The sequence below is a fragment of the Pseudomonas sp. genome (genome assembly GCF_041601375.1).
Classification (GTDB): domain Bacteria; phylum Pseudomonadota; class Gammaproteobacteria; order Pseudomonadales; family Pseudomonadaceae; genus Aquipseudomonas.
Genome location: NZ_JBFIIG010000015.1, coordinates 1 through 20,355, shown reverse-complemented (window position 1 = coordinate 20,355; position 20,355 = coordinate 1). Strand labels below are relative to the sequence as shown.

Sequence of the window (20,355 nt, the reverse complement as noted above, 5' to 3'; positions counted from 1 at the left end):
GATTCAGGAACCATCAGGAGCGTTGCCGTGAAGTCCACACGCGTCTGCAGTCTGTTAGCCCTTTTGTTTGCCAGCGCTGTCAGTGCCGAAAGCTATGTGATCGGGGTGGAAAACCTGCCCTTTGCGCCGCACTACAGCATCGACCAGCAAGGTCGCTATCAGGGCTTTGCCCGCGAGCTGTTCGACCGGTTCGCCAGCCACAGCGGCGTGCAGTTGAGCTACCTGCCGTTGCCGGCCAGTCGCTTGCTGGCGGCCTTGCTGGAGGGCGAGGTGGACTTCAAGTACCCGGACAGCGGCAACTGGGCGCAGGCGCAAAAGGCCGACAAGGCGCTGCACTACAGCCAGGCGGTGGTCGCCTATGTCGACGGTGTGCTGGTTGCGCCAAAACACCAGGGGCACGCTATAGAGCAGCTCAAGCGTCTGGGCATGGTCAGCGGCTGGACCCCCTGGGGTTACCAGCAGGGTATCGAGGCGGGACAGATCCAGCTGACTTACAGCGATGACCTGCGCACCTTGATCCGGCAGACGCTGAAGCAGGACACCGACGGCGCCTACTTCAACGTGGTGGTCGCCACCCATTACCTCGACAACATCCGCGCCCGCCCCGGCGCCCTGGTGTTCGACCCCAAGCTGCCGCACACCCGCGGCAACTTTCACCTGTCCACGCTCAGGCATCGCCAGTTGCTCCAGCGCTTCGACCGCTTTCTGCTCGAGTGTCAGGAGGAGGTGGATGCGCTGAAGGACAAGTATCGGGTCGAGGCCAACCTGGATTCGGAGTACATGGGGGTCGAACAGTGGAAGCTGGACTTCCTCAAGCGGCAGAAAGCCAAGGCGCGCCTCGAGTAGCCGGTCGAGCCGCGCACGGCCCCGGCTTCAGGTCTTCTATGCTTGCAATGAGAAGGCGCGATCCGTCCTCAACAGCAAGCGGCCGTTGCGGCAGATTCTTTCTGTCCGGGTGGCGGCCAAACTCCGTTTCGGCAGTCTGCAGTGGCCGCCAAGGCATGACTCGCAGGCTCCGGCACAGGGTGCACAGGAGGCCTGAAATGAACGATTCCGACTTGCAAGCACAGATAGATGAGGCGAATGCCTACCAGGCACTCTTGGTCCCGGCATTGTTCCAGGAGTGGGCGCCCTGGGTGGTCGCCGCCGCCAACCTGCAGCCCGGACAGCGCGTATTGGATGTTGCCTGTGGCACCGGTGTACTCGCTCGGGTGGCGGCTGATTGCGTCGGCAATAGCGGTTCGGTGGCCGGTCTGGATGCCAATCCGGGCATGCTGGCCGTGGCCGCCGAGCTCGCACCCGATATCGACTGGCGGCAGGGCCCGGCGGAGTCGCTGCCGTATCCGGATGAGTCCTTCGACGCGGTTGTCAGCCAGTTCGGCCTGATGTTTTTCGACGATAGGCGACAAGCCCTGCGTGAAATGTTCAGGGTCCTGGTGCCGGGCGGTCGACTGGCCGTTGCCGTCTGGGATTCACTGGAAAATACTCCGGCCTATGCGGCCGAAGTCGCCTTGCTGGCACGGCTCGCTGGGGAGCAGGCGGCGGACGCCCTGCGGGCACCGTTCGTGCTTGGCGACAAGCAGGCGCTGGTGGCGCTGTGCACCAGCGCCGGAATCGACGCGCCAGGCATTGTGAGTCACACGGCTACGGCCTGCTTTCCCAGTGTGCGGGCCATGGTCGAGGCGGATCTGCGCGGCTGGTTGCCGGTCATGGGGGTCAACCTCGATGAGCAAGTGATCGCGCGCATCCTGGCTGAAGCGGAGCAGGTGCTGGCGCCCTACGTCGGTGCGGACGGCAAGCTGCGGTTCGATTCACCGGCGCATATCGTCAGAGCGCGCAAACATTAGCGGCGCCAGGCCAGCTAAAAAGGGGAAGCAAGACCAGCCTGCTTCCCCTCTACTTTGCCACTACCGCCTACCCGGCAACGATCCAGTGGGTTGTCATCAGAAGTGGTATTTGACCAGGGCTTGCACAGCCGTCTGGTCGAAGCCGTCGGTTGAGCCATGGATGGGCTTAATGTCGTCCTAGGTGGGTCATCCATTCAGCGCGCTGCCCCGTGGCGACGCGTAGAGCCAGTGGGTTACCTCAAGTTCGGATGACCGAGATCCTCAGGCCCGGCGCCGCGAGGAGTCAGATTGAACTGGCCACACGGGTCGCAGGGGCGCGGGCTCAGCAGCGGAAGCGCGCGCAGGCCGGCCAGTATTGCATCAGCAGGTAGTAGCTCAGGCCGGCCGGGACCAGGCTGGCGTACCAGGACACCATTGGGAGGCTCAGGGCGGCGCCGGTGCCCAGCAGCGAGGCTGCCACAGCAGCGTAGTTCACCCCGCGGTAGGGACCGTTCTCGTCATACAGTTTGGCGATATCCAGCTTGCGGCGGCGCAGGATGAAGTAGTCCACCACCATGACTGCGAAGATCGGTCCGAGGAACGCCGAGTAGGTCTGTACGAACACCTGCAGGCCGGCGGAGGACTCTGCCTTGACCAGCTCCCAGGGGAAGGTGCCGAACGCCAGCAGGCCAACGATGATGGTGGCGGTACGGAACGGCAGCTTGAATACATCCATCAGGATGTAGGTCGGCGGCACCACGTTGTTCAGCACATTGGTGGTCACCTGGGCGAAGGCGATGAACAGCAGGGTAATCACCAGCAGGGGGGTGTTGTCGACCGCGCTGGAGAACACCTGGATCGGGTCGCTGACCCCGGTGGCGCCGGATACCATCAGGCCGATCAAGCCCATGAACAGGGTGGTGGGCAGGATGGACATGGCATAGAGGGTGGTCAGCAGGCCCGGGCCGCTGCCTTTCTTCAGCTCGCGGGAGTAATCGCTGACGTTGAGCATCATGGTGCTATAGATGCCCAGGAACAGCATGGTCGCGCCCCAGAACGGCAGACCCCAGGTGCCCTCAATGTTCACCAGATTGGTCATGATCTCGTCGCCGTAACGATTGATCACGCTGTAGAACATGTAGACCAGCGACGCCAGGATGAAGCCGCTGCCGACGTTCTCCAGCCACTTGATGCCCTGGAAGCCGAACATCGACAGGCCGATCTGCAGGAACTGGAAGACGATGAAGTAGAACACCAGGTTATCGAAGCCGAACAGGGTGGCGGAGACGGCGTTGATCGCCGCCGCGCCGATCCAGCTCTGAAATCCGTACCAGACGATGGCCGGGACCGCCCGCACCAGGCCGGGGAAGCGGGTGCCGGCGAAGCCGAACGCGCTGCGGGCCTGCACCATGAACGGAATGCCGTACTTGTAGCCGGCGGCACCGTTGAAGGCCAGGGCTATGCCGATGACGAAGCAGCCGATGGCGATCGCCAGCGCCGTCTGTAGCAGGTTGAGGGTGCCGACTATGCTCGAACCCATGGCGAAGGTGCCGATCGATACACAGCCGCCGAACCAGGCCAGCAGGTAGGAGACCCGGCCCATGATGCGGGTTTCCTGGGGAGCCAGCGATTCCGAACCCGCGGCTTTGGTGGCTACCTCGGGTTCTGCGTAATCCGGTACTTGCGAGGCAACATTTTCATTGTTCATTGCGTGGACCTCATTGGAGGGAGTTGGACCAGTCCCTTTTGTAATTTTCCTGGAGTTGCTCGACTCCGCCGGGCGGGCGCCGTTCCATCCATGGCGCGGCGCCTGGGCCCGTGATCAGTGCTGTGGCGCGGCCGCGGAGAGGTGCTCGAACTGCCCGGTGAAGGCCTTGGCGGGGGGGAAGTCCAGGTCGCCGTACTTGCTGGTACCCAGCCCCAGGCTCACCAGCGATTCGGCCAGCTTCACCGCGGCGGTCACGCCTTCGACTATCGGCAAGCCGACCGCTTCGCGGATTTGGCCGGTCAGGTCGGCCATACCACCACAGCCGAGGACGATGGCGCCGATGTTGTCTTCGGCCTTGGCCCGCAGGCATTCGGCGATGATTCTGTCCAGGACTCTGTCGCCGCTGTCCTCGAGATCGAGCACGGGTATCTCTGCGGCGCGTACCCGTCGGCAGTGGTGGGCGAAGCCATAGCTCTGCAACAGGTGCTCGGCGATGATGCCGGTGCGTCCGAGGGTGGTGACGATGGAGAAGCGGGTGCTGATCAGGCTGGCCATGTGAAAAGCCGCTTCGGCGATACCGATCACCGGGGCGCGCGTCAGCTCGCGGGCGGCCAGCAGGCCGGGATCGCCGAAGCAGGCCAGGATGTAGGCGTCAGTTTGCTCGAGCTCGCCGGCTCGCACTTCTTCGATGACTCCCACTGCACTGATCGCCTCGTCGAAATGGCTCTCGATCGAGACCGGGCCGCTGCGTGGATTGCTGGCCAGGATGCGGGTTCCGGGACTGGCAACCCGGCAGGCTGCCTCGCCGATCTTGGCGGTCATGCTGGCGGTGGTATTGGGATTGATGACGCGAATTTTCATGCTGTCCTCTTCGTGGCAGGTGGCTGCGCTTAAAGTTGTACACAAAAATATAAAAATAAGAAATATTTTATTTAGATTTTGTATACAAAATTAAATTGGATTGTGCTAGTAAGCTGGCCTAATGGTCAGCTTACTGATTCTAGTAAAGGAAATTCATTTATTTATCAGTCGGTTGTGAAGAACCTAGGTTGTTATGGAGTTCCCGGATAGTGGCCGTTTCGGCGGCGCCCTCAAGCACGGCTTCGCCAGGCGACCGGATCGGGTGCTGTCAATGGGGGAGGCCGGGCTGGTGGCGCTCGTCGGGAAAAGCCGGCATCGACTTGCGGTGGGGGCAGGCGAGGGCGCTCGCGCCATGCCAGGGCAAGCCGTCCCCACGGGGAACGGCCTGGTTGTCTGCATGTGCTAGCGCGCCGGGGTTGCCTGCGATGCGCCGTCCGGCGGGTTCTAGTTGCGTGAGCCGAGCGCAGCCGAGGCGCCTTTGGCGGCACAGTGCTTGCGCATCAGCAGGTAGTGGAACAGCGCGCCGAGCATGGCGCCGAACAGCCAGGAGTAGCCGGACAGCTCGTTGAGGCCCGGCGTCCACACCGAGGCGACCGAGAAGACCGAGGCCACGCCGAAGGCGATCATGGCGTTACGGTTCCAGCCGCCGTTGTAGTAGTAGGTCGAGCCGGCTTCGGCGCTGAACAGGTCCTGCAGGTTGAGGTGCTGCCTGCGCACCAGGTAGTAGTCGGCGACGAGAATGCCGTACAGCGGCGCGAGCACCGCGCCCAGGGTGTCGACGAAGGCGGCGATACCGACGTTGCTGATGAAGGACACCCAGAGTGCGCCAATGAAGAAGGCGATGGCCGCGGTGATGAAACCGCCGGTGCGCGCACTGATGTGGGCGGGCGCCAGGTTGGCGATGTCGTAGGCTGGCGGGATGAAGTTGGCGACCAGGTTGATCCCGACCGTGGCGGCGAAGAAGGTCAACGCCGCGATGATGGTCAGGGTCAGGTTGTCGACCCGGGCGACGATGTCAGTCGGGTTGGTCAGGGTCTCACCGAACACCACTACGGTGCCGGCGGTGATCACCAGGGCGATCAGCGAGAAGATCGCCAGGCTCACCGGCAGGCCGAGAAAGTTGCCGATGGTCATCTGTTTTTCGCTTTTGACGAAGCGCGCGAAGTCACCGTAGTTGATCACCACCGCGGCGAAGTAGGCGACCATGGTGCCGACCACCGCGATAAAAGCGGCGACCGGGCCGGCGGCATATTCGCCGGTACCACGGAAGATCTCGCCCAGCTCACCGAGCAGGCTGGGACCGGCCTTGTACCAGATCATCAGCATCAGCGCGATCATCACCAGGTAGACCAGCGGGCCGGCCCAGTTGAGGAACTTGGTGATCCAGTCGATGCCGCGGATGAACAGGGCGACCTGAAATACGCAGACGATCACATAAGAGAGCCAACCGATAGCGGTCATGCCCAGAAATGTCGCACTCGAGCCGTTGCCGAGCAGTGAATTGAGCAGCAGGGCCACGGCGGTGGAGGCGAAGTAGGTCTGCACGCCGTACCAGAAGATCGCCACGATGCCGCGCACCACGGCGGGGAAGTTGGCCCCGCGCACGCCCATGCTGGCACGGGCCATGACCGGGAAGGGAATGCCGTATTTGACGCTGGGCCTGCCGGTCAACTGCACCAGACCCATGACGATGCAGCCGGCCAGGATGATTCCAGCGAGCACCGCCCAGCCGTTCAGGCCATAGGAGATGAACAGGGTGGCGGCGAGGGTGTAGCCGAACAGGCTCTGGATGTCGTTGGACCAGACATTGAATATCTCGAACCAGCCCCATTTGCGTTTTGCGGGAGGTAAGGGCGCCAAGTCCCCGTTGTACAGCGAGGTGTCGATTTGCTTGATGCGGAAGTCATCGGTGGACATGGCGGCTCCTGGTATTTTGTTGTTGGCGCCACTATGGCGCGCATCTGAGGAGATATTGTGTGCACGTTCTGTTCCACATCTTTCGTTCGCTTCCCTTGGGATGACCAGGGTTGGCTGGCTAGCGCCATGCGAATGAGTGTGGCGACCTAATTGTTGTACACATAAAAATTTGTCTTGGAAACAAAATTGTCCACAAAAAGCTACTTTTATGTGTGCATATACTTGACCTGATGGTCAAATTGTGATGGATGATTTCTCTGCATATTGTTGTATCTGATTGGTTTTTCGGTTTGTTTGATCGTGCTGGTGACTCATTCGCCGAGGGCATTTTTTGCTGCCTGCGAGGAATACTTTTGTACACAAAAAAGGGGATCACGCTCAGCGTGATCCCCTCTACTTTGCCACCGCCGCCTACCCGGCAGCGATCCAGTGGGTTGTCATCAGAAGTGGTATTTGACCAGGGCTTGCACAGCCGTCTGGTCGAAGCCGTCGGTGGAGCCGTCGATGGGCTTGATCCCGTACTTGTTGTGCCACATGTTCAGTTCGGTGCCGACGTAGAGCTTGCGTTCCTTGCCGAACAGGGCCTTGCCCGCGTCCCATTTGACCTGGATCGAGGAGCCGACCGAGGTCTGGGTGCCAGCTTCGTCGGACGGTGAGCGCCAGTCGAGGTAGCCGTCGACCACGAAGTCCTGCTCGCCGATGGCGAAGGGGTAGGCGCCGGCCACGGTCAGCTGGGTGGCGTAGCCGTTGCTGTCCTGGTCGGCGAAGAACACCTGGTTGTTGATCTTGACTCGGTACAGGTTGGTCTTGAGGTAGGCGAAACCTGGCACGTCCCAGTCGAAGCCCAGGCCGTACAGGTAGTTCTCGGTAGCGGGACCGCCTTCGCCTTTTTCATAGGTGAAGGCGGCCTTGACGTCCTTCAGCGGGCCGACGGAAAGATCCTGGCCGGTCAGCCAGCTGAGGCTGACGCGCGGCGAGAACTCCATGTAGTAGAAGCTGCTCTTGTTGTCTTGCTCGAAGCTGCCGTTGGTGAAGCTGCCGCGGGACTGGACGTTGTCCGCGCGGACGTAGTCGAGGAAATAGAACATATCGCCCCAGGCCCAGCCGCTGGCGTGCTCGAAGGTGAAGGTGGTCTGCGAGCGCTGTTCTTCGCCGTTGAAGTTGAGACGCTGGAAGTTGTCGCCATAGAGGTAGGACAGGCTGTTGTCTTGCCAGTGCAGCAGGTCGCCGGCAGTGGCCTGCTGGCCGGCGAAGAGGCCGGTAGAAAGAGCAATGCAGAGAGGCAGGTGCTTGAGTTTCATCGGGTTTTCCTTGTTTTTAGAGGGCGCAAGGGTTCTCGCCCCTGCGGCTGACCGCAGGGAGCTAAGGGGGAAAGGTTGTTAGCCGGGCCGCTGGTTCAGCTTGGGCGGCTGAGTGGCTCCGGGTCGCCGGCCAGGTTGTTCAGGTGCGGCTCCTGGGCAGCCAGGGGCTGCGGGTTCTGCAGCACGTTGTGCAGGTGGGACTCTGGTTCGTAATCGTTCTCTTCCAGTTCCACATGTTCTTCCGGGAGGAAGATGTTCAGCAGGATGGCGCTGAGTGCGCCGGTGGTGATTGGCGAGCCGAAGATGTTTTTCAGGGTGTCCGGCATATGCGCCAGTGCTTCCGGCACGGCCGCCACGCCAAGGCCAAGGCCAAGGGATATGGCCACGATCAGCACGTTGCGCCGATGCAGGCCGGCTTCGCTGAGGATCCTGATCCCGGCCACGGCGACGGTGCCGAACATGATCAGGGTGGCGCCGCCGAGTACCGGCTTGGGCATCAGCTGCAATACCGCGCCGATTGCCGGGAACAGCCCGAGCAGGATGAATATCCCGGCGACATAGAAGGCCACGTGGCGGCTGGCGACGCCGGTGAGCTGGATGACCCCGTTGTTCTGGCTGAAGGTGGTCATCGGCAGGCTGTTGAACATCGCCGCCATGGCCGAGTTGCAACCGTCGGCGAGGACCCCGCCCTTGATCCGGCGCAGGTAGAGCGGGCCCTTGACCGGTTGCTTGGAAATGATCGAGTTGGCGGTCAGGTCGCCGGCGGTTTCCAGCGGGGTGATCAGGAAGATCACCGCGATCGGCACGAAGGCCACCCAGTCGAAATTGAAGCCGTACTTGAACGGCACCGGCACGCTGACCAGCGGCACGGCAGCCATGCTGGAGAAGTCCACCCGGCCATTGAACCAGGCGACGGCAAAACCCAGGGTCAGGCCGATGATCACCGCCGACAGGCGCACGGCTTGGGACTTGAAGCGATTGAGTACGACTATGGTGACCAGCACCAGTGCTGCCAGCCCGAGATGGTGCAGGGCGCCGAGGTCGGGTGCACCATAGCCGCCGGCGATGTCGGTCATCGCCACCTTGATCAGCGACAGACCGATCAGGCAGATGATGGTGCCGGTGACCACTGGGGTGACGACCTTGCGCAGTTTTGAGATGACCCGGCTGAAGGCGATCTCGACGAAGGCGGCGCAGAAGCACACGCCGAACAGGGTGGCGAGTATTTCCTCCTCGCTGCCGCCGCGCCCCTTCACCAGAAAACCGGCGCTGAGGATGGCGCTGAGAAAGGCGAAGCTGGTGCCTTGCAGGCACAGCAACCCCGAGCCGACCGGGCCGATGCGCTTGGCCTGGACGAAGGTGCCGAGCCCGGAAACGAACAGCGCCATGCTCACCAGGTAGGGCACGTAGGCGCCCAGGCCGAGCACGTTGCCGACGATCAGGGTGGGGGTGATGATGCCGACGAAGCTGGCCAGCACATGTTGCAAGGCGGCGAAAATCGCCGGAGCGAAGGCCGGTCGGTCGTCGAGCTGGTAGATCAGGTCGTTGCTACCCGCAGACGGAGCTGGGGTGTGCGTGGTGCGAGTCGTGGTCATGTCAGAGCCTGCCAGTTGTTTTTATATGGTCATGGGCTTGCACGAGGCTTCACGGCGCCTCTATCTGATCTGTGTTCGAAGTTGTCCGATCGGTCAGAATGGGCCGACTATAGCAACTTGTTCACATGGTTTAAAACAATTTATTTTAAGATTGTGTACAGGAATTATCGTGCGGGCAGCAGGTAGCATGGCTGGCAGTGTTATGCCGCTGAGAATGGCGTATTGCTTACGCCCTAGGGGGGTCTGTTGCGATGCCTTCAGGGACACAGAGCGCGGCGACACAGCCCGCCGGATCTTCTTTAGTGGTCGAGTTTCCGGACATCGATATAGGTGTTCTATCGAGCGATCGGCCGAGCCGAAAACCCATTCGCGGACAAGGCCCCTCCTGCAGGGGGAGGCAGATTTTGCTGCTCATCTAGAAGGGCTTGGCGCTGGATATTCTCACGGCCTCTGAGCCATTACGGCGCTACGCTACAGTCTGTGCGCTCGAGGTGTCGTGGCGCCAAGGCTTATCGAGTGGCAGGTCTCAGCTGCGCCTCCTCGACAAACTCCTTGAGCCACTTGAGCACATCGACGGCGTCCCAGCGCGCCGGGTCGAACATGGCGTAGGCCAGCCCCTGGTAGCCCACCACGTCCAGCTGCTTGTGATAGCCGGCGCGTTGCAGCAGGGCTTCGATTTCGGCGAAGCAGGTGTTGAAGTGCACGCGGGTAAAAGGGGTTCGGCCCTCGGTGACAATACCCTCCAGCTGCAGTTCGGCGACTGTGGCGCGAACTTTATCCAGGTGCATCCGGTTCACGCTGTGTTTCAGTTGCAAGACGTCCAGCATCGTTGTGCTCCCGATTGACGCTGTTGATTGGCAGGTGTCCTGATGAGATAGCTGTGACAAGGGTAGCCTAAAAATACTGTACAAATAAACAGTATTCGGCAATAGTAAAGCCAAGGCCCACCCGGGTATTCGCTCGACCCCCCCCGCCAGTCGCTTGCATAGCCACTGAGCGTCGGGACTGCAGAGGAGCAACTGGTAATGCAACAGATACTGATGACAATTGTGTTGTTGGGACTGCTGGCAGGCTGCGCTCAGCCGCAGGTTGAGCAACCCAGGGCCAATGGTTCTTATCTTGTGATTGAAAACAGCCAGGCTTGGGCGGTGCTGGTCTCGGATGGCAAGCGGGTGGAGGAGCGCGGCACCGTGGTGGATGTGCTCAAGCGCCAGCATTCTGCAGTCGCCGCCAGCTATGTGATCGAAACGGCCAACTGCGGCCGGGTGCAATGGCTGACCGAGCGCGCCGATGACGCGGACGGCGCCACCACCCTGATGTCGTTGCACGACAACCAGCAACTGGACGAGGCTGGCTGCGTGATTGGCAACGGGTTGACGCGGGTGTGGACGGTGCTGGATTACTCGGGGTAATGCGTGTGAGCGCTTGTGAAAAAACTCGCGCCTGCTGCGACCATCAGGAGACGCTCTCGCTACGGCGCTCGATATTTTCACAACCTCTTAGGGCTGTTCGGTGCGTGCCCGCGCAACGCGTTTGCGCGGGCACGCACCGGCGGGGTGACAGCTTGCTCAGCTAGGCGGGGCCTTGCGTGGCTTGCTCGGCGCTGGGGCTTGAATCAGGCCATCGGCCCGGAACATCGTCTTGATCCCGCGGACGGCCTGGCGCGTGCGATCCTGGTTCTCGATCAGGGCAAAGCGCACGTGGTCATCGCCGTAATCGCCAAAGCCGATGCCGGGTGATACGCAGACCTTGGCATCCAGCAGCAGCTTCTTGGCGAACTCCAGCGAGCCGAGCCCGGCATAGGCTTCGGGGATTTTGGCCCAGACGTACATCGAGGCTTTCGGGTTGGTCACCATCCAGCCGATCTCATGCAGCCCCTTGACCAGCACATTGCGGCGCTGGCGGTACTGTTCGGCGATATCGCGCACGCACTGCTGGTCGCCCTCCAGCGCCGCGATGGCGGCGACTTGCAGCGGCGTGAAGGTGCCATAGTCGTGGTAGCTCTTGATCCGCGCCAGGGCGTTGACCAGTTCCTTGTTGCCGACCATGAAGCCGATGCGCCAGCCGGCCATGTTGTAGCTCTTCGACAGGGTGAAGAACTCCACGGCAATGTCCTTGGCCCCCGCTACCTGCATGATCGACGGAGCCTTCCAGCCGTCGTAGACGATATCGGCATAGGCCAGGTCGTGGATCACCAGTACGTCGTACTGTTTGGCCAGCGCCACCACCCGCTCGAAGAAGTCCAGCTCCACGCACTGGGCAGTGGGGTTGGAAGGAAAGCCGAGGATCATCATCTTCGGCTTGGGGATCGACTCGCGGATGGCCCGTTCCAGTTCGGCGAAGAAGTCCACCCCGGGTACCAGCGGCACCGAACGCACTTGGGCGCCGGCAATCACTGCGCCATAGATGTGGATCGGGTAGCTGGGGTTGGGCACCAGTACGGTGTCGCCATGATCCAGGGTGGCGAGCATCAGGTGCGCCAGGCCTTCCTTGGAACCAATGGTGACGATGGCTTCGCTGTCCGGGTCGATCTCGACCTGGTAGCGATCCTGGTACCAGCGCGAGATGGCACGACGCAGACGCGGGATGCCACGGGAGGTGGAGTAGCCATGGGTGTCGTCGCGCTGGGCGACCTGCACCAGCTTCTCGACGATATGTGGCGGTGTTGGCCCGTCGGGATTGCCCATGCTGAAGTCGATGATGTCCTCGCCACGGCGGCGGGCAGCCATCTTCAATTCGGCGGTGATGTTGAATACGTAAGGCGGGAGTCGATCGATGCGCGCAAAGCGGCGCGGAGCCTGGTCAGCCATGCTTTCCTCGGAAACGTAAGCGCCCGGAACCGTCCGAGCGACGTTGGCCAGTGCGCTGGCCAGGTGGCGAAGATAAGCGCGAAGGCTAGGGTCTGTCGAGAGGCAGGAAGGCTGGATATGGGTAATTTGTCCAGCCTCCCCGCTGTTACTGGCAGCTTATGGCTTGCAGCTTGTCGCTGGCGGCTTCAGCCGCCCAGCATGTCGTGCATGGCGATGATCTGCTCGGCGACCTGCGACAGTTTCTGCTGCCGGCTCATGGCTTGGCGGCGCATCAGAGTGTAGGCCTCCTCCTCGTTGCAGCTTTTCATCTTCATCAGCAGGCCTTTGGCCAGTTCGATTCGTTTGCGCTCGGCAAGCTGTGCGTCGCGAGCCTGCAGCTGTGCGCGTAGCGCCTGATCACTCTCGAAACGGGCCATGGCCACGTCGAGTATCGGTTGCAGGCGTTGAGCGTGGATGCCTTCGACGATATAGGCGCTGACCCCGGACTGAATGGCCTGACGCATTACCCCGGGGTCGTGCTCGTCGGTGAACATGACGATCGGACGCGGTTGATCGCGGCTGACCAGTACCACTTGCTCCATCACATCGCGGCTTGGGGATTCGGTGTCGATGAGGATTACGTCGGGACGTACGGCCTCGACCCGTTCGGGCAGGTCGATGGTCAGCCCTGATTCGTCGATCACCTCGAAACCGGCTTCGATCAGCGCGGTTTTCAAGCGCCCGACCTTCTTCGGGGTGTCGTTGATCAATAGAATACGCAGCATGGGTGTGGCTCTCCGGGCAATTACAGGGCGACAGCGTCGCTGTCGGCCAAGGCGTGGAGGGTAAAGCTGCGGGCATAGCCAGCCGGATCTGAACCATCCCAGCCCTTGCCATCGAGCAGCGTCGCGCTGCGCTGTTCGGCCGGTACCCTGATGTTCAAAGCCTCTGCCGCTTGGCGGTAGAGGTCAAGCTGTTGTACCTGACGGGCGATGCCGAGGTAGTCGGGGTCGTCGCGCAGCAGACCCCAGCGACGAAACTGGGTCATGAACCACATGCCGTCGGAGAGGTAGGGCATGTTGACTGCACCCTCAGCGTGAAAGCGCAATGGGTGCCGGTCCAGCCAGGCATGGCCAAGACCATCCTGGTACTGACCGAGGAAACGCGGCTGGATGGCGCTCAGTGGCGCATCCACATAGTCACTGCCGCTGAGCAATTGCGCGGTGCTGCGCTTGTTTTCTTCACTCTCGTCGATGAAGCGGCTGGCCTCCAGCACGGCCATCATCAAGCCGCGCGCGCTGTTGGGGTAGTGCTCGACGAAGGCGCGGGTACAGCCGAGCACCTTCTCCGGATGGTCCGGCCAGATCGACTGGGTGGTGGCCAGGGTGAACCCGAGGTTCTCATCGACCGCCTGGGCGCACCAGGGCTCACCCGCGCAGAAACCGTCGATGCGGCGGGCCTTGAGATGAGCGACCATTTGGGGCGGTGGCACCACCACGCTGTCGACATCGTCAAGCGGGTGAATGCCCTGGCTGGCCAGCCAGTAGTACAGCCACATGGCGTGGGTCCCTGTGGGCAGGGTTTGGGCGAAGGTCAGTCTTGCGCCTTTTTGGTGCGCGCGCAGTTTCAGTGCGTCGCTTGAGGTCACGCCGGCGAATTGCAGTGCGTGTGACAGATTGATGCTCTGGCCGTTCTGGTTCAGGCCCATCAAGACCGCCATGTCGGTGGCCGGTGCACCGCCAAGGCCGAGCTGTACCCCATAGATCAGGCCGTAGAGGCTGTGCGCTGCATCGAGTTCGCCACTGAGCAGCTTGTCGCGCAGGCTTGCCCAGGACGCCTGGCGCTGCAGGTTGATGGTTAGCCCATGCTTCTCGGCGAAGCCTTGAGTGGCGGCGACAATCACCGAGGCGGCATCGGTCAGGGCCATAAAGCCCAGGTTCAGTACGCGCTTTTCCGGAGCCTCGTTGCCGGCTGTTCCTGCTTGTGTCTCGATACGGCCGTTTTTCTGCTCGTTCATGGCGCTTTTCCCAGATCAACACAAATAGGTGCCGTGCCAATGGCTGAGTGACCCAGCGATTGGCGCGACACCATTGTCTATTAAGCCGCTCCCGCCGTTGGAAGGGCTCTGTTGTTTGGGATTAAGCAAGTGATATGCCAGTACACGCCAAGTGTTGCTGAAAGCACCATTGTCGCGCGGCAATGGTGTGAAAAGATGAGCAGGACTTGGCTCAGCGTTCGAGCATCTGCTTGACATCGCTTTGCGGAATCTGTTGCTTGCGCCCTTGGCTGTCGGTGAGCTCGATCATGCCGGTGTCTCTATCCAGGTGCGGCTTGCCATCGCTGGTCAGCATCTGACCATCGGTGGTGGTGATGATGTATTCGCTGCTGCAGCCCGCCAAGGCGAAAGCGCACAGAGCTGCGATGAGCCAGATTTTCATGAATTTCTCCTTGTTGCTGGAAGTTAGGGCGCTGTTTCCGTTATTGGAAAAGGTAGCTGCTGGGCATTCGCCTGCAAGGGCTTCAGCCAAGAAAAAGCCCCGCACGGTGGCGGGGCTCTTTTTGTAGCGTTGTAGCCTTAGGCTTGAACGACCGGGATGTTGGCGTTCGCTGCCGCTTCACGGAACTCGGCGATCTGGTCGAAACTCAGGTAGCGATAGACATCGGCTGCCATGGTGTCGATTTCCTTCGCGTAGACCATGTACTCCTCGACGGTCGGCAGTTTGCCGGTGATCGCCGCAACCGCAGCCAACTCGGCCGAAGCCAGGTAGACGTTGGCACCATCGCCCAGACGGTTGGGGAAGTTGCGGGTCGAGGTCGATACCACGGTGGAGTTCGCTTCAACGCGTGCCTGGTTGCCCATGCACAGCGAGCAGCCTGGCATTTCCAAGCGGGCGCCGGCTTTGCCGTAGATGCCGTAGTAGCCTTCCTCGGTGAGCTGATGCTGGTCCATCTTGGTCGGCGGCGAGAGCCACAGGCGAGTCGGCAGGGAGCCTTCGACTTTTTCCAGCAACTTGCCGGCTGCGCGGAAGTGACCAATGTTGGTCATGCACGAACCGATGAACACTTCGTCGATCTTTTCGCCTTGAACGCTGGACAGCAGACGGGCGTCGTCCGGGTCGTTCGGGGCGCAGAGAACCGGCTCGTTGATATCGGCCAGATCGATTTCGATGATTTCAGCGTACTCGGCGTCCTTGTCGGCAGTCATCAGCTTAGGATCGGCCAACCAGGCTTCCATCGCCTGAGCGCGGCGTTCCATGGTGCGTGCATCGCCGTAGCCTTCGCTGATCATCCAGCGCAGCAGGGTGATGTTCGAGCTCAGGTACTCGGCGATGGCCTTTTCCGGCAGCTTGATGGTGCAACCGGCAGCGGAACGCTCGGCGGAGGCATCGGACAGTTCGAAGGCTTGCTCGACAGTAAGTTCGTCCAGGCCTTCGATTTCGAGGATGCGGCCGGAGAAGGCGTTGATCTTGCCCTTCTTCTCGACGGTCAGCAGGCCTTTCTGGATCGCGTAGTAAGGGATCGCATGGACCAGGTCACGCAGGGTGATGCCTGGTTGCAGTTTGCCCTTGAAGCGCACCAGGATGGACTCCGGCATGTCCAGCGGCATGACGCCGGTGGCGGCGGCGAAGGCGACCAGGCCGGAGCCGGCCGGGAACGAGATGCCCATCGGGAAGCGGGTGTGCGAGTCGCCACCGGTACCGACGGTATCCGGCAGCAGCATGCGGTTCAGCCAGCTGTGGATGATGCCGTCGCCTGGCCGCAGGGACACGCCACCACGGGTGCGGATGAAATCCGGCAGGGTGTGGTGGGTGGTCACGTCGATCGGCTTCGGGTAGGCCGCGGTGTGGCAGAACGACTGCATGACCAGGTCGGCGGAGAAGCCCAGGCACGCCAGGTCTTTCAGCTCGTCGCGAGTCATCGGGCCAGTGGTGTCCTGGGAGCCGACGGTAGTCATCTTCGGTTCGCAGTAGGTGCCAGGGCGCACGCCTTGACCTTCCGCCAGACCGCAGGCCTTGCCGACCATCTTCTGCGCCAGGGTGAAACCCTTGGTGCTTTCAGCAGGCGGCTCAGGCAGCTTGAACAGATCGGTTGGGCCCAGGCCCAGTTCGGCCCGCGCTTTCTCGGTCAGACCGCGACCGATGATCAGCGGGATACGGCCACCAGCACGGACTTCGTCGAGCAGGACCGGGGTCTTCATCTCGAAGGTAGCCAGTACTTCGTCGCTGCCGTGCTTGCAGACTTTGCCCGCATGCGGGTACAGGTCGATCACGTCGCCCATGTGCATGTTCGATACGTCGAACTCGATCGGCAGAGCGCCGGCGTCTTCCATGGTGTTGTAGAAGATCGGAGCAATCTTGTTGCCGAAGCAGAAGCCGCCCGCGCGCTTGTTCGGCACGTTTGGTACGTCGTCGCCGAAGAACCACAGCACCGAGTTGGTGGCGGATTTGCGCGAGGAGCCGGTACCGACCACGTCACCCACGTAAGCGATAGGGAAGCCTTCGCCACGCATGGTTTCGATTTGCTTCATCGGGCCGGTGACGCCTTGCTCATCGGGCACGATGCCATCGCGAGCCATCTTCAGCATGGCCAGGGCGTGCAGCGGGATGTCCGGGCGCGACCAGGCATCAGGCGCAGGGGAAAGGTCGTCGGTGTTGGTTTCGCCAGTCACCTTGAACACGCGCAGGCTGATCTTGTCGGCCAGGGTCGGGCGGTTCTTGAACCACTCGCCATCGGCCCAGGACTGCAGCACGCCTTGAGCGTGAGCGTTGCCGTTCTTGGCTTTTTCCGCAACGTCGTGGAAAGCGTCGAACATCAGCAGGGTGTGCTTCAGTTGGGCGGCAGTAGTAGCGGCCAGTTCGCTGTCGTCGAGCAGCTCAACCAGGGTGGCGATGTTGTAGCCGCCCTGCATGGTGCCGAGCAGTTCGACGGCGTGTTGCTTGTCGATCAGCGGGGAGGTAGCTTCGCCTTTGGCGATGGCAGAGAGGAAACCGGCCTTGACGTAGGCAGCTTCGTCCACGCCTGGCGGTACGCGGTTGGTGATCAGGTCGAGGAGAAAGGCTTCTTCGCCAACCGGCGGGTTCTTCAGCAGCTCGATCAGGCCTGCGGTTTGTTCGGCGTTCAGCGGCTGGGGCACGATACCCTGAGCGGCACGCTCTGCTACGTGTATGCGATAGGCTTCAAGCACAGTTATTACCCTCATCAGTGGTCCCAAAGGGTTGTCCGGGACGCGATCCAGAAAACCCTGAACCAGGCGCATCGTGGCTTTATGGGCCCCTCAGCCGAGGTTTCAGAGGTTTCTTGCGGAAGCTGTTTTCAAAGTTTTACGCCGGCAGGACGGTTTGATGAGGGCTGACGCAGGCACTTGAAAGGGCGCTCCAAGGGCCTGCGTCAACATCGTACCTGCAGGATTTACTGTGCTCGTGACGCTTTGAAAACAGCTTCCAACGGACATTGGCGCCTACAAAAGGCGGGCCGATTCTACTGGAAAGCGTGGATAAAGTTAAGCTAAAGCCCCGCGGCGAGCAGGTTGGGTAAATATCTTCGCGGCAACGGGGGAGATGCGGGGGAACGTCGGTGAAAAGCAGGGTTTCCCTGCGGTTAAAGTGGGTATCGAGTGTTTTATCCATGCAGCAGCCAGGCGCGAGGTGGTTTTCATCCGGTCTGTCGACAGGGATGAACTGGCTTAGACAAAGGGCTAACATGCCTGCCTTTCCGCCAGCATGTATCCAGCCTCGCCATGTCCAACCAGCGCATCAAAACCCCCTGTGTCGGCCTTTGCTCCACTGTCTACGGTGATCTGGTGTGCCGTGGCTGCAAGCGCTTTCACCATGAAGTGATCAACTGGAACGGCTATAGCGACGAGGAAAAATACGCCGTCTGGCTGCGTCTCGAGGTGCTGTTGGTGCAGGTGATGACGGCCAAGCTGGAGGTGTTCGATGACGTGCGCCTGCGCCGCCAGTTGGAGCAACGGCAGATTCGTTTCGTGCCGCAGCAGTCGCCTTATTGCTGGGCTTATCAGCTGATTGCCCGTGGCGCTCGGGCGATCCATCAACTGGAAGCCTATGGCATGGTGTTGCTGCCCGAGTTTCGTGACTGGACCCTTCCGTCACTGCGTGACGCCATCGATCGCGAATTCTTCCTGCTCTCCGAGGCGCACTACCAGCGCTATATCGCGCCGAAATTCCTCCTGGAAGGTCTGCAGTCGCGCACGCAGAGCAGATAGGACAAGGCCACCTGAGTCGGTGGCCCTGTCATACCTGCCAATACCCGGTTTTCTTCAGTGCTGTGCCACCAGTTCCTCGAGGTGGGCGATGATGTCGTCGGGCTTGAGTACCAGTACGTCGCAATCCAGTGCGTCGAGGATCACTTCGGCAGTGTTGCCGATGAGCGCCCCGGACAGACCGGTGCGGGCCACGGTGCCGATGACGGTGACGGCGGCATTCAACTGGTGGGCAACTTGTGGAATCAGTACGTCAGCCGGGCCTTCGGCTACATGCAGGCGCTCCTCGGCGATGTCGTATTCGGCCTGGAAGGCCTTGCATTCATTGCGGTAGCGCGCCTCGATGGTTTCTTTCAACTGGAAGGTCGGGTCTGCGGCCGACAGCATGGGTGCGGGGTGGGCGCTGATCACATGCAGGTCGGCCTTGGCCAGGGCGGCGATGTCATAGCCATGGTTGACGATGCTGTCGTGCAGGGTGCGGTGCTCACCGTCGGCATTACCGACATCGACAGCCGCGAGTATGGTGCCACCAGTCCAGGACTTGTCGGTTTTCACCATCAGCACCGGGGCCGGGCAATAGCGCAAGAGTTTCCAGTCATCCGGCGTGAGCAGGGCTTTTTTCAGCGGATTGTCGGGAAAGTGCTGCTTGATCACCAAGCCACAGCCTTCGGCCTGCTGCACGGTGATGATGGTCTGGTGCAGGTTTTCATGCCAAGCCTGCTGACTGGAGGTACTGTAACCCTCCTTCTCGAGCGTGGCGCACAGGTCACTGAGATAGCTCGCGTGGTCATGTTTCTTGCCACAGACCAGCAAGTGCAGGTGCGATTGGGTCACGCCAGCGATCAATTTGGCCCGCTTGAGTGCCAAGCCTTCGGGTCGTTCTGGTTCCATGACGACTAAAATATTACGAATGGCTTGCATGCTCGTCTCCGTTCGAAGTGGTTGTGACTCGTAATTACTATAGATGCAGCATAGAGGCAGTGACAGTAGCCAGTTCTTGACCGGTATCAATGGCATGGCTGGCTGTTCGCGCCGGCATTCGTATAATGGCCCGCCCGGCCTGCCAGACGAGGCGGCCATCGAACTTCGTGAGCCTATGCAACTGTTCCCTGAAATTGAAGCCTTCCTATTGTGCCCAACGCCTGACGCCTGGATTGCCCAAGCCTTGCAGAATCAGGACGTGATGCTGATAGATCACGCCAATTGTGAGAAGAAGGCCGCCTCAACGGCGTTGACCCTGCTCTTTCGCTATATCGAAAAGGCCGATTTGCAATATAACTTGTCGCGTTTGGCCCGTGAGGAACTGCGTCATTTCGAGCAGGTCGCAGCGCTGATGAAGAAGCGTGGGATCGCCTATCGTCCGGTCAGTGCTGCCCTGTATGCCCAGCGCCTGCACAAGCACATGCGCACCAGTGAGCCGCACAAGCTGGTGGACACCCTGATTGTCGGGGCTTTTATCGAGGCGCGCTCCTGTGAGCGGTTCGCTCGCCTGGCGCCGCATCTGGATGAGGAGCTGGGGCAGTTCTACCGCTCGCTGCTGAAGTCCGAGGCGCGGCACTACCAGGGTTACCTGAAGATGGCGCGCGACTATTCGGCAGAGCCTATCGATGAGCGAGTGGCGTACTTCGCCGAGGTCGAGCGCGAGGCGATCCTCACGCCCGACAAGGAATTCCGCTTTCACAGCGGCGCAGCCGCTTAGGGCAAGCGCCACCTTTATCGGAAATCAGCAGGACTACGCGGCTGCCGGCCTCGCCATCAGCGCTGCCTGGCGGTCGCCGCGCAGGATGACGATGGCCAGGGCCACCAGCAGCAGCGAGGCGCCTGTCAGCACGAAGAACACGTCCTGCAGCGAGCCGGTGGTTTCGCGGATATAGCCGGCCAGCAGGTTGCCCAGGGTGCCGCCCAGGCCGAAGGTCACCATGCAGATGCCGCTGATCTGCATGGTTGCGGTCGATGAATAGTGCTGGTTGAGCCAGCCGGCGACTATGCCCCACATAGGGAAGTACATCAGGCCATAGCCGAAGCCGGCGACCAGGGCGAACTTGCCCGGGTCCGCGACGAATGCCAGCAAGCCCAGGGTGAAGCCGCTGAAGATCACCATCAGCGCGGTGCCATGGCCCTTGCGGTCGGCCAACTTG

At 61.2% G+C, this 20,355-nt stretch carries 18 protein-coding genes; 5 read left to right on the top strand and 13 right to left on the bottom strand.

Annotation, left to right across the window (positions count from 1 at the left end; translation table 11 throughout):
• Positions 1-27 precede the first annotated feature (27 nt).
• Positions 28-846: a substrate-binding periplasmic protein gene (locus tag ABZE94_RS04045; RefSeq protein ID WP_372874243.1), complete on the top strand. Its 819-nt coding sequence runs from the start codon at positions 28-30 to the stop codon at positions 844-846.
• A gap of 197 nt (positions 847-1,043) precedes the next feature.
• Positions 1,044-1,847, top strand: coding sequence for a methyltransferase domain-containing protein (locus tag ABZE94_RS04040; RefSeq protein ID WP_372874242.1), 804 nt, complete (start codon positions 1,044-1,046; stop codon positions 1,845-1,847).
• 322 nt (positions 1,848-2,169) lie between these two features.
• Here ABZE94_RS04040 and ABZE94_RS04035 read toward each other — a convergent pair whose 3' ends face one another.
• The 6 genes from ABZE94_RS04035 to ABZE94_RS04010 form a co-directional block, all read right to left on the bottom strand.
• The gene (locus ABZE94_RS04035; RefSeq protein ID WP_372874241.1) at positions 2,170-3,534 is read right to left on the bottom strand and encodes an NCS1 family transporter; all 1,365 of its coding nucleotides are present in this window, start codon (positions 3,532-3,534) and stop codon (positions 2,170-2,172) included.
• 114 nt (positions 3,535-3,648) lie between these two features.
• Entirely contained in the window at positions 3,649-4,395 is a 747-nt protein-coding gene (locus ABZE94_RS04030) for an aspartate/glutamate racemase family protein (RefSeq protein ID WP_372874240.1), read from the bottom strand.
• A 444-nt stretch (positions 4,396-4,839) separates the two neighbouring features.
• On the bottom strand, positions 4,840-6,312 hold the full coding sequence (locus ABZE94_RS04025) for an NCS1 family nucleobase:cation symporter-1 (RefSeq protein ID WP_372874239.1): 1,473 nt from the start codon (positions 6,310-6,312) through the stop codon (positions 4,840-4,842).
• Between the two features lie 440 nt (positions 6,313-6,752).
• Complete coding sequence (locus ABZE94_RS04020) at positions 6,753-7,613, bottom strand: outer membrane protein OmpK (RefSeq protein WP_372874238.1); 861 nt, start codon at positions 7,611-7,613, stop codon at positions 6,753-6,755.
• A 95-nt stretch (positions 7,614-7,708) separates the two neighbouring features.
• Positions 7,709-9,208 carry a nucleobase:cation symporter-2 family protein gene (locus ABZE94_RS04015; protein ID WP_372874237.1) on the bottom strand — a complete coding sequence of 500 codons (1,500 nt, stop codon included), beginning with the start codon at positions 9,206-9,208 and terminating at the stop codon, positions 7,709-7,711.
• A 509-nt stretch (positions 9,209-9,717) separates the two neighbouring features.
• Complete coding sequence (locus tag ABZE94_RS04010; RefSeq protein WP_372874236.1) at positions 9,718-10,035, bottom strand: transcriptional regulator; 318 nt, start codon at positions 10,033-10,035, stop codon at positions 9,718-9,720.
• Positions 10,036-10,233: 198 nt separating this feature from the next.
• On the opposite strand from ABZE94_RS04010, the gene ABZE94_RS04005 reads away from it, so the two are divergent.
• Positions 10,234-10,620, top strand: coding sequence for a hypothetical protein (locus tag ABZE94_RS04005; RefSeq protein WP_372874235.1), 387 nt, complete (start codon positions 10,234-10,236; stop codon positions 10,618-10,620).
• Positions 10,621-10,776: 156 nt separating this feature from the next.
• Here ABZE94_RS04005 and alaC read toward each other — a convergent pair whose 3' ends face one another.
• From alaC to acnB, 5 genes are all read right to left on the bottom strand, one after another.
• Entirely contained in the window at positions 10,777-12,018 is a 1,242-nt protein-coding gene (gene alaC, locus ABZE94_RS04000; RefSeq protein WP_372874234.1) for an alanine transaminase, read from the bottom strand.
• Between the two features lie 185 nt (positions 12,019-12,203).
• Positions 12,204-12,782 carry an ANTAR domain-containing response regulator gene (locus ABZE94_RS03995; RefSeq protein WP_372874233.1) on the bottom strand — a complete coding sequence of 193 codons (579 nt, stop codon included), beginning with the start codon at positions 12,780-12,782 and terminating at the stop codon, positions 12,204-12,206.
• 20 nt (positions 12,783-12,802) lie between these two features.
• Positions 12,803-14,014 (bottom strand): CmpA/NrtA family ABC transporter substrate-binding protein, encoded by a 1,212-nt coding sequence (locus ABZE94_RS03990; protein ID WP_372874232.1) that lies wholly within the window; start codon positions 14,012-14,014, stop codon positions 12,803-12,805.
• A gap of 211 nt (positions 14,015-14,225) precedes the next feature.
• A complete protein-coding gene (locus tag ABZE94_RS03985) occupies positions 14,226-14,435 on the bottom strand; it encodes a YgdI/YgdR family lipoprotein (RefSeq protein WP_372874231.1) in 210 nt (69 codons plus the stop codon).
• A 137-nt stretch (positions 14,436-14,572) separates the two neighbouring features.
• Positions 14,573-17,182, bottom strand: a complete 2,610-nt coding sequence (gene acnB, locus ABZE94_RS03980) for a bifunctional aconitate hydratase 2/2-methylisocitrate dehydratase (protein WP_372874264.1) — start codon at positions 17,180-17,182, stop codon at positions 14,573-14,575.
• Between the two features lie 552 nt (positions 17,183-17,734).
• Between acnB and ABZE94_RS03975 the strand changes: the two genes are divergently transcribed.
• Positions 17,735-18,220, top strand: a complete 486-nt coding sequence (locus ABZE94_RS03975; protein ID WP_372874230.1) for a DUF1289 domain-containing protein — start codon at positions 17,735-17,737, stop codon at positions 18,218-18,220.
• Positions 18,221-18,274: 54 nt separating this feature from the next.
• On the opposite strand, the gene ABZE94_RS03970 is transcribed toward ABZE94_RS03975, so the two are convergent.
• Positions 18,275-19,138: a universal stress protein gene (locus ABZE94_RS03970; RefSeq protein WP_372874229.1), complete on the bottom strand. Its 864-nt coding sequence runs from the start codon at positions 19,136-19,138 to the stop codon at positions 18,275-18,277.
• Between the two features lie 175 nt (positions 19,139-19,313).
• Between ABZE94_RS03970 and ABZE94_RS03965 the strand changes: the two genes are divergently transcribed.
• The gene (locus ABZE94_RS03965; RefSeq protein WP_372874228.1) at positions 19,314-19,916 is read left to right on the top strand and encodes a tRNA-(ms[2]io[6]A)-hydroxylase; all 603 of its coding nucleotides are present in this window, start codon (positions 19,314-19,316) and stop codon (positions 19,914-19,916) included.
• Positions 19,917-19,949: 33 nt separating this feature from the next.
• Here ABZE94_RS03965 and ABZE94_RS03960 read toward each other — a convergent pair.
• Positions 19,950-20,355: YbfB/YjiJ family MFS transporter (locus ABZE94_RS03960; protein WP_372874227.1), on the bottom strand; the 406-nt coding region annotated here is incomplete at its 5' end.